This window comes from Pseudomonas sp. Irchel s3b5 (assembly GCF_900187435.1).
Classification (GTDB): Bacteria; Pseudomonadota; Gammaproteobacteria; order Pseudomonadales; family Pseudomonadaceae; genus Aquipseudomonas.
On the sequence record NZ_FYDY01000014.1, the window covers coordinates 117,299 to 126,769 of the forward strand.

Genomic DNA, 9,471 nt, shown 5'->3' on the forward strand with positions numbered 1-9,471 from the left:
AACCGGTCTCGATAGCCGCGTCACGACGGCGTGTGCAGTCCCTGGAGGGTTCATGTCCTTTAAAGTCATGATGGTTTTCGGCACAAGACCTGAAGCCATCAAGATGGCACCCCTGGCGCGGGTTCTGCGTAACTGGCCCGGCATCAACCTGAACATCTGCTCTACCGGTCAGCATCGGGAAATGCTCAAGCAGGTGCTCGACTCGTTCGAACTGGCGGTCGATGAAGACTTGCAGGTCATGACCCAGGGCCAAACCCTCAACGGGCTCTCTGAACAACTGCTGGCGCACCTCGACAAAGCCTATGAACGCGTGCAACCGGACATCGTGCTGGTGCATGGCGACACCACCACCAGTTTCATTGCCGCCCTCGCCGCCTTCAATCGTCAGTTACCCATCGGCCACGTCGAGGCCGGTTTGCGCACCGGTAACTTGCGTGCGCCTTGGCCGGAGGAAGCGAACCGGCACCTGACCGGCGTCATCGCCGACCTGCATTTCGCACCGACCACCAAGAGCGAAGACAACCTGCTGCGCGAAGGTGTGCCCAAGGCCAACATCGAGGTCACGGGGAACACGGTGATCGATGCGCTGGTGTGGATGCGCGATCACCAACGGGAAAGCCACTGGCACCCGGCCGCCGACTCACCGCTGGCGGTGCTCGACGACAATCGGCGCATGGTGCTGATCACCGGACATCGCCGCGAGAACTTCGGTGGTGGTTTCCGCAACATTTGCCAGGCCCTGGCCACCCTCGCCGAACGTTACCCGGACGTGCAATTTGTCTACCCGGTGCACCTCAATCCGCAGGTGCAAAAAGCTGTTTACAGTGTGCTCTCGGGCAAATCCAACATCTATCTGGTGGCGCCCCAGGATTACCAGCATTTCGTCTGGCTGATGGGACGCGCGTATTTCATCCTGACCGATTCCGGCGGCATTCAAGAGGAAGCCCCGGCCATTGGCAAACCACTGTTGGTGCTGCGCGATGTCACCGAACGGCCGTCGGTGCTCGAAGGTGGAACGGTGTTGCTGGTGGGGACCGACACTGACCGCATCGTCAAGGAATCCAGTCTGTTGCTCGATGATGACGCCACCTTCCAGCGCATGAGCCGGGTCCACAGCCCTTATGGCGACGGGCACGCCAGCGAACGTATCGCCAATCGCCTTGGTGTCTGGCTCAAACACCGTGCGGCCGCAGGGAAAGCGGTATGAGCCTGCTGTTTGTCGACTTTTTTGCCTATGTGCTGTTCGGACTCAAATACCTCGCGATCATCCTGGCCCTGCTGATGTTCATCCTCGGGCTCGATGACCTGTTCATCGACGTCATGTACTGGGGCCGCAAACTGATCCGGCGCTGGCGGGTCTATGAAAAATTCAGCCGTGCCGATGAGGAGCGGCTGTACTCCATCGCCGAAAAGCCCCTGGCGATCATGGTTCCGGCCTGGAACGAAGTCGGCGTGGTCGGAGAGATGGCGCGCCTGGCTGCTTCGACCATCGACTACGAGAACTATCAGATTTTCGTCGGCACCTACCCCAACGACGCCGAGACCCAGGCCGATGTCGATGCGGTCTGCCTGCACTACCCCAACGTGCACAAAGTGGTGTGCGCCCGCCCCGGCCCCACCAGCAAGGCCGACTGCCTGAACAACGTGATCGACGCGATCCTGCGTTTTGAAAGCGATGCGAAAATCCAGTTCGCCGGTTTCATCCTGCACGATGCCGAGGACGTGATTTCGCCGATGGAATTGCGCCTGTTCAACTACCTGCTGCCGAGCAAGGACCTGATCCAGATTCCGGTCTATCCCTACGCGCCGGAATGGAAAGGGTTCACCGCCGGGCACTATGTCGACGAGTTCGCCGAAAACCACGGCAAGGATGTCATCGTTCGCGAAGCCCTGACCGGGCAAGTGCCGAGCGCCGGGGTTGGCACCTGCTTCAGTCGCAAGGCCATCAGCGCGCTGCTGGAGGATGGCGACGGCATTGCCTTCGATGTACAGAGTCTCACCGAAGACTACGACATCGGGTTCCGCCTCAAGCAAAAAGGCATGAAGTGCATCTTCGCCCGCTACTCGGTCACCGACCCGAAACTGGCGCTCGAACAGCCTTGGGCGTTCGGGATGAACCACGCGTTTTCCCAGGTGATCTGCGTGCGCGAGCACTTTCCCCGGGACTTGCAACACGCCATCCGCCAGAAATCACGCTGGATCGTCGGCATTGTGTTCCAGGGCACCAAGAATCTCGGCTGGAGCCCCAAGGGTTTGCTCAATTATTTTCTGTGGCGCGACCGCCGCGGCTTGATCGCGTACCTGTTGAGCTTCCTGGTGAACCTGCTTTTTTTGGTCCTGCTGGCGATGTGGCTGGTGACAGTGATCGCGCCGAACGCCTGGCGCTACCCGTCGTTCCTCGCCGACAGCAGTTTGTTGGCGACCTTGCTGTGGCTCAACGGCTTCATGCTGCTCAATCGGCTGTTTCAACGCGGCTGGTTTGTCACCCGCTATTACGGTTTGGGTGAAGGGTTGCTGTCGGCGCCGCGAATGATGTGGAGCAACTTCGTCAACTTCTTCGCCAACCTGCGAGCGCTGCGTCAAGTGATGGAAATGGGCGATTCGCGCCGCGTCGCCTGGGACAAGACCACTCACGAATTTCCAGCGCTGGCCCAGGCCCAGCGCACCCCGCTGGGTCATCGTCTGGTGGAAAAAGGCTTGCTCACCGAAGAACAACTCGAAGACATCATCACCAACCCGCTCCGCCGACGTCTGGGTCAGGAACTGCTGCTGCGCGGTCACATCAACACCACCCAACTGGTGCAGACCCTGGCCGAGCAACTGGACCTGGAATGGGCGCCACTCAATCCGTTCAAACTCGACAAACGCCTGATCGACGCCGTACCACGCAAAATCGCTACGCACTACGGCGTGCTGCCGGTCGCCGAGGAAGGCGAAACTTTGGTGCTGGCCTCCGAAGGCCCGGTGAGCCAGGTGTCCCTCGGTGCAATCAGCCGCCAACTGAAACGCCCGGTGCGCTGCCGCCTCGCACCCCAAGGCCGGGTGACACTCGGCATCCGCTACTGGTACCCCAGCCCTCGTCAAAGCCAGGAAGTTCGCGACATGCTGCGCGTGCTTGAGCAACATCAGGACGACGAAGATTTGATCGAGCGCGTCAGCCATCACCAGATACTGCTGGGCAATCTGTTGCAAGTGCGCGGCATGGTACCGCCCACCCTGTTCAATCAGGCGCTGATCGATTTCGATGCGGAAAAAATGTCGTTGGGCGAGCACTTGATTGACCGCGGCATGATCACCCAGGAGATCCTCGAACAAGCCCTGGCCGATCAGGCCAGCGAACAACAAGCCGCCTACCGCATTACACGGGAGGTCGCATGAAGCCTGCCCACCGTCGAACCTTGCTGGTCGGAAGTCTGCTGCTCAGCCTGAGCACTACGGCTTGGGTGCAAGCCGAACCGTTGACCGACTTTGAGCAGTTCCGCAGTTTCCCCTACATGGACCGCAGCTACCGCGAAGCGAAAAAAGGCAACTGGAAGGAAGTCGAACGACTGATGCGCCACCTGCTGACCAAGGTGCCGAAAAACGATGAAGCGCGGGCGCTGCTGGTGCAATCGCTGGCCAAACAACGGCGTTACAAGGATGCCGCGCAAGCACTACCGGCTACCCCGGCCAACAGCGAGGCGCTGCTCAACCTGCGCCTGACCTGGATCGAACAGGACCCGCCGGGCAGCGAACAGGTGGAGCAATGGATCGCCACCAGCAACCTGAACCAGCGCGTGCGCCTGTGGCAGGCCTACAGTTTGAGCCTGGCCAAATTCGGTGGCGCGGCCCGGGCCCACAACTGGCTGGCGCAACTGCCGCCCAAGGGTGATGAGCGCGTTCTGCACCTGGCGCGGGCCAATTGGTCCGAGCAGTTGCGCGACTGGGACGGCACCATCAAAGAGTTGGCCCCACTGGCCGCGAGCAAACAACTCGATGCCCAAGGCTGGCAACGCCTGGCCAACGCCTATGTGCAACGCCTCGACGAGCAACCCTTGCAACAATTGTTGCAAACCGCGCCAAGCCCGGAAGCGGCACGCAAGGCGCGATTGGCCATGGTCGACCGGGCAATTGCCATGGGACATCACGAGCAGGCACAACGCTGGATGCAATCGCTGCCACCCGCCGACCTGGCCGATCCGGCCCAGCGCCAGCGCCTGTGGGAACTGGCACGGCAAACCGGCGACAGCGCAACGGTAGAACGCTTGAGTGGCGAGTTGCAGCGACCGTGCCTTGAGACAGTCGACTGGCTGTCCCACCACGACCCGCAAGCCGCGCTCAGTCAGCTCCAACGTTGCCCACCCGATGCAGATCCGCAGGCCTGGCTGATTCTCGCTCAACGCCTGCAAGCCACCGAATTGCTGCAGAGCACCCGCTTGCCGGAACCGTGGGATTCGCGACGGCGTGATCGACTGCTGGACGTCTGGCAGGACGAAGGACGCAGCGACAAAGTCATGGCTTATCTCGCCGCTCAGCCGCAAACCGCCGACGTGGTCAAACGCCGGGCCGAGCTGACTCAGGCATCCGGGCGCACGGCTGAAGCGGCGACGCTGTGGGAGCGTCATTACCAGCAGACCGGCAACCTCGATTCGCTCAACCAGGCGACGTATTTGCTGGTGAATGCGGGCCAGCGTGATCACGCGCAACGGTTGCTCGAAAACGCTTACGACCGCCACAACGGCCAGTTACCCACAGCCCTCTTGCAACGGCTGGCGGGACTGTATGCCTCATCGACACCGACTGCGGCGCAGCAGCAACGCATGACCACACTGGTCAATCGTGTCGACCCCGCCACACGCGGGCAGCTGCTGGCGCAACTGGCGGAAAACGGTCAGTGCGATGCGGTGCAACAGGCCATCGGCAGTCATCCGCAAAGCGCCGGTGACTATCGCGCCCTCGGTCGATGCGCCATGCCGGAACGCCCCGGTGAAGCGGTGGTGTATTACCAGGAAGCCGCCAAACTCGGCGACAAAAACAGTCGCCTGGCGTTGGCCTACGCCCTGGAAGCTGCCGGGGATTCTGCTGGTGCACTGGCCATCTGGCGCAGCCTTCCAGACGCCGAACTCAGCGACAACGCCCGCCTCACGGCTAGCCGCAGCGCACTCAATGCAGGCGACCCTCAGACTGCCGAACGCTACTGGCAACAAAGCCGCAGTCGTGGCGCCAATGAATGGGCCTTGGGTGCTGCGATTGCCGATGCCCGGGGCGATCACGCTCTCGCATTACAGCGCCAGCGCTCCGCCCTGCAACAGGCTCCCGATGCCGGGCATTTTTACGCCGCTTCGGTCACCGCGCAAAAGGCCGGCGACCTGCCGCAAAGCAGCGCATGGCTGGCCGAGGCCGTGCGCCGTGAACCGAACAACCCACGCTTTCGCGCCGACTACGGCATGCGTCTGGCCGGCGCCGACACCAAGGAGGAACGTGCCCGCGCCATCCCCTATCTGCAAGCCGCCACCCAGGATTTCCCTGAGGACTACCAACTCGGCGAAACCCTCGCCTGGCGCTATGACGAAGTCGAAGACAGCGCCTCGGCCCGCAAGGAGCTGCGGCGCGTGATCGACCTGGAACAACACCCGGTCGCGGCCGACGACGAGGATGGCAGCATGGAAGCGCGGCGTTATCGCCAGCGCCGTGCTCACGAGTCTTTGTCCCGCCGCGATACCCTCACCTTCGCCAGCACCTGGTCACCGGCCGGGGTCTCGACCAACGACTTCGTGCGCCCTGACGAGAGCACTGGCTCGCAACGGCGCTCAACGTCACAGAACGTGCAATTGGCGATGTGGGACCATGCGCTCGGCGAAGAACCCAGCCGTGCCGGCAGTTCGCTGTCGGCCTACGGACGGGTGCTGCTCGGCGGCCAGAGTCGCTCGAGCTATGCCGAGTCCATCGCCACTGGCGTGGGCCTGCGCTACAAGCCTTGGGGCACGGCAAACATCAATTTCTACGGTGAGGTCTACAAGCAGAGCCAGTTCGACGATCAGGACAACCACGGCTTGAGCCTCGGCCAAATGCTGATCCCCGACAAGGTTTCCGATCAGGCCGAAGATCATCGTGAAGACGGTAACACCACCACCGACTACCTGCTGCGCGCCACCGCGTCGTTCCTCGATCAGGGTCGATTCCGCAACGATTGGCGGGTCGACGAAAGCGATTGGGAAGAACGCTTTCTCTATCTCGATGCCGCGTGGTGGACCAAGGCCGGTGACCATCAATGGCTGTCACGCTTCCAGCAGGGGCACACCTGGAAGCTGCCGTTCAACGGCGCACAAACCCTCATGCCCTACGGTTTTCTCGAATTCGCCAGCCAGGACCCGAGCAACGACTGGCGCCAGGATCTGCGCACCGGTCTCGGCCTGCGCTGGCAATGGTGGTTCCACGACGACACCTACAACGCCTACCGCGCTCACCTGTCAGTGCGTACCGAGTACCAACAATCGCTGGGTGGCAATCTGTATGACGGCGGCGACGGCGTGCTGCTGGGCGTGGAGTTGAATTTCTGATGAGGCGATTTTTATTGGCTGTGGGTCTGTTGTTGAGCGCCGCGATGGCTTGCGCGGACCAGCGGATTTTCTATCAGCCGCTCAACGCCGATGCCAGCCTGAGCCAGGCGCAATGGCAACGGATCTGGCAGGACACTGCCAAACAAGGCACTCACACCGTGATCGTGCAGTGGACGGCCTATGGCGACTCGGACTTCGGCGGCGCCCAGGGCTGGCTCGCCAACAGCCTCAAACTGGCCCAGGCCCAAGGCCTGAAACTGGTACTGGGGCTGCGCATGGACCCAGCCTACTACCAACGCATCGACGAGCTGGACAGTGCGGGATTGGCGAGCTATTGGCAGGCGCAATTGGGGCAGTCGCTGGCGCAACAGAAGGCGCTACGCAAAGACTGGAAGCTACCCGTCAGCGGCTGGTATCTGCCGATGGAGCTGGATGATCTGCACTTCCTGCCAGTCGATCGACGGCAAACCCTGCACCGCCAGCTCAAGGACCTTGCCGCCAAACTGGATGCACCGTTGCATGTCAGCGTCTTCAGTGCCGGCAAACTGGCGCCGCTGGTGAATGGGCAGTGGCTGGGTGAACTGGCGAGTGTGGGCATTCAAGTCTGGTGGCAGGACGGCGCGGGCACCGGGCGTTTACCTTCGTTGGTTCAACGGGGTTATGCCGATGCACTGCCCTGCTCCATCGGCATCGTCCGGGAAGCGTTCCGCCAGGTCAGTGCTGTCGGGCAACCCTTCAGGGCTCAACCGGCTACCCCGCAAATGTCGGCATCGGGATGTCATCCAACAGCAGTCTTTTCCCTTCGCTATCGCCCTTGGGGTCAGGTAATTCTCGATAACCAACACAACAACAAGGGCAACGATGTTCAAAACCATTGAATACGGATCGTTGCCCTGGACATCCGGTCGGTGATGGCTGACTTCGAATATCCGCGGTTGGGCGGCGAAGAACTTGCGATCTACTTGCCCGGGGTCCGCCGCGAAGACGTCGAGGCATTGGCCGGGAAGCTTTGTCGGGTAGTCCGCGAGCAACCGGCACAGCACCCGGTGACCATCAGCATCGGTCTGGCGCGGGTGCTCGATGACGACACCTTGAACCAGACGTTGGTCAAGGCCGACGAGGCTTTGTATGCTTCAAAACATACGGGGAAGGATCGGTTTACGTTTCATCAGTCACTGCAGGGCGCTCAATTGCCTGCTTGACATTAAAGTTGACTTTAAGCTTAGGCTCCACTCATCACTTCGAGGAGCCAAGCATGTCACCCTTCCAGACATTGAAATTGCCCAACGGCCAGACCATCGGCAATCGCATCGCCAAAGCCGCGATGGAGGAAAACCTCGCCAACGCCGACCATTCGCCTGACCGCGCGTTGTTTCGCCTGTATCAAGCCTGGGCCGAGGGTGAAGCGGGATTGCTGTTGACCGGCAACGTGATGATCGACCGCCGCGCCATGACCGGCCCCGGTGGCGTGGTGCTGGAAGATGAACGTCACCTGCAACGTTTCCGTCAGTGGGCCGACATCGGCCGGGCCGGTGGTGCGCAGTTCTGGATGCAGCTCAATCATCCCGGCCGCCAGACCATGGCCAACCTTGGCCAACAGGCCCTGGCGCCGTCGGCGGTGGCGCTGGATCTGGGATCGTTCTCGAAGATGTTTGCCGAACCGAAGCCGATGACCGAGGACGACATCGAAGATGTGATCCGACGTTTCGCCACCAGCGCTGCACTGGCGGAAAAAGCCGGATTCACCGGTGTGCAGATTCACGCGGCCCACGGCTACCTGATCAGCCAGTTTCTCTCGCCGTTGACCAATCGCCGCACGGACCGCTGGGGCGGCACGCTGGAGAATCGTGCGCGTTTGCTGTTGGACGTAGTCCGCGCCGTGCGCAAGGCTGTGTCGCCTCAATTCTGTGTCGCGGTGAAGCTCAACTCGGCGGATTTCCAGCGCGGTGGGTTCGACGCCGACGACGCCCGGCAAGTGATCGAATGGCTCAACGATCAACACATCGACCTGCTGGAACTGTCCGGTGGCAGCTACGAAGCACCGGCCATGCAGGGCGAAGCACGGGATGGCCGGACCTTGGCCCGTGAAGCGTACTTTCTGGAAATGGCCGGCGAACTGGCCAGTGTGGCAAACATGCCGGTGATGGTGACGGGTGGGATTCGACGTTTGCCGATTGTCGAACAGGTGCTCGACAGCGGCATCGACATGGCCGGGATCGGCACGGCACTGGCCGTTGAACCGCTGTTGGTCAAGCACTGGCGTGAAGGTCAGAACAGCCATCCGCAATTACCGCCGATCCGCTGGAAACGCAAACCCCTGGCAGCGCTGGCGAGCATGGCCGTGGTGAAGTTCCAGCTACAGCGCTTGAGCCGAGGCCGCACGACCCAACCGCAGGTTTCAGCGATTTGGGCGTTGATTCTGGATCGTTTATATATTGCCAGGCGCACGAAGCAGTATCGGCAGGCGATGGGCAAATGATTCAACATTGATAGTGACTGACAGGCCGCCATCGCTGGCAAGCCAGCTCCTACAGGTTTTGCGTCGAACACAAATTATTCGCACGGCACTAAACCTGTAGGAGCAAGCTTGCTCGCGATGAGGCCGGACCATCCAACATCAATGTTGACTGACAGACCGCCATCGCTGGCAAGCCAGCTCCTACAGTTTTTGCGTCGAACACAAATTATTCGCACGGCACTAAACCTGTAGGAGCAAGCTTGCTCGCGATGAGGCCGGACCATCCAACATCGATGTTGACTGACAGACCGCCATCGCTGGCAAGCCAGCTCCTACAGTTTTTGCGTCGAACACAAATTATTCGCACGGCACCCAACCTGTAGGAGCAAGCTTGCTCGCGATGAGGCCATACCATCCAACATCGATGTTGACTGACAGGCCGCCATCGCTGGCAAGCCAGCTCCTACAGGTTTT

The 9,471-nt window shown here is 61.1% G+C and carries 5 protein-coding genes and 1 pseudogene; all 6 read left to right on the forward strand.

All coding sequences use genetic code 11. From position 1 onward, the window contains the following. Positions 1–52: 52 nt before the first annotated feature. A complete protein-coding gene (wecB, locus tag CKW15_RS16525; protein WP_095058106.1) occupies positions 53–1,207 on the forward strand; it encodes a non-hydrolyzing UDP-N-acetylglucosamine 2-epimerase in 1,155 nt (384 codons plus the stop codon). After that, on the forward strand, positions 1,204–3,378 hold the full coding sequence (gene nrfB / locus CKW15_RS16530) for a cyclic di-3',5'-guanylate-activated glycosyltransferase NrfB (protein ID WP_095152441.1): 2,175 nt from the start codon (positions 1,204–1,206) through the stop codon (positions 3,376–3,378). Before wecB ends, nrfB begins: the two co-directional genes overlap by 4 nt. Then, positions 3,375–6,539 carry a hypothetical protein gene (locus CKW15_RS16535; protein ID WP_095152442.1) on the forward strand — a complete coding sequence of 1,055 codons (3,165 nt, stop codon included), beginning with the start codon at positions 3,375–3,377 and terminating at the stop codon, positions 6,537–6,539. The genes nrfB and CKW15_RS16535 overlap by 4 nt, the downstream gene beginning before the upstream one ends. Further along, positions 6,539–7,417, forward strand: coding sequence for a DUF4434 family protein (locus CKW15_RS16540; RefSeq protein WP_095152443.1), 879 nt, complete (start codon positions 6,539–6,541; stop codon positions 7,415–7,417). Before CKW15_RS16535 ends, CKW15_RS16540 begins: the two co-directional genes overlap by 1 nt. Further along, positions 7,418–7,741 (forward strand): annotated as a pseudogene (locus CKW15_RS16545) (GGDEF domain-containing protein); the annotation flags it as partial. A 53-nt stretch (positions 7,742–7,794) separates the two neighbouring features. Further along, positions 7,795–9,018 (forward strand): NADH:flavin oxidoreductase/NADH oxidase family protein, encoded by a 1,224-nt coding sequence (locus tag CKW15_RS16550; RefSeq protein WP_095152445.1) that lies wholly within the window; start codon positions 7,795–7,797, stop codon positions 9,016–9,018. The last annotated feature ends 453 nt before the right edge of the window (positions 9,019–9,471 follow it).

Excerpts from the sequence above, each read along its gene's own strand:
- wecB (WP_095058106.1), top strand. The coding sequence starts at position 53 with ATGTCCTTTAAAGTCATGATGGTTTTCGGCACAAGACCTGAAGCCATC.
- nrfB (WP_095152441.1), top strand. The coding sequence starts at position 1,204 with ATGAGCCTGCTGTTTGTCGACTTTTTTGCCTATGTGCTGTTCGGACTC.
- CKW15_RS16535 (WP_095152442.1), top strand. The coding sequence starts at position 3,375 with ATGAAGCCTGCCCACCGTCGAACCTTGCTGGTCGGAAGTCTGCTGCTC.
- CKW15_RS16540 (WP_095152443.1), top strand. The coding sequence starts at position 6,539 with ATGAGGCGATTTTTATTGGCTGTGGGTCTGTTGTTGAGCGCCGCGATG.
- CKW15_RS16550 (WP_095152445.1), top strand. The coding sequence starts at position 7,795 with ATGTCACCCTTCCAGACATTGAAATTGCCCAACGGCCAGACCATCGGC.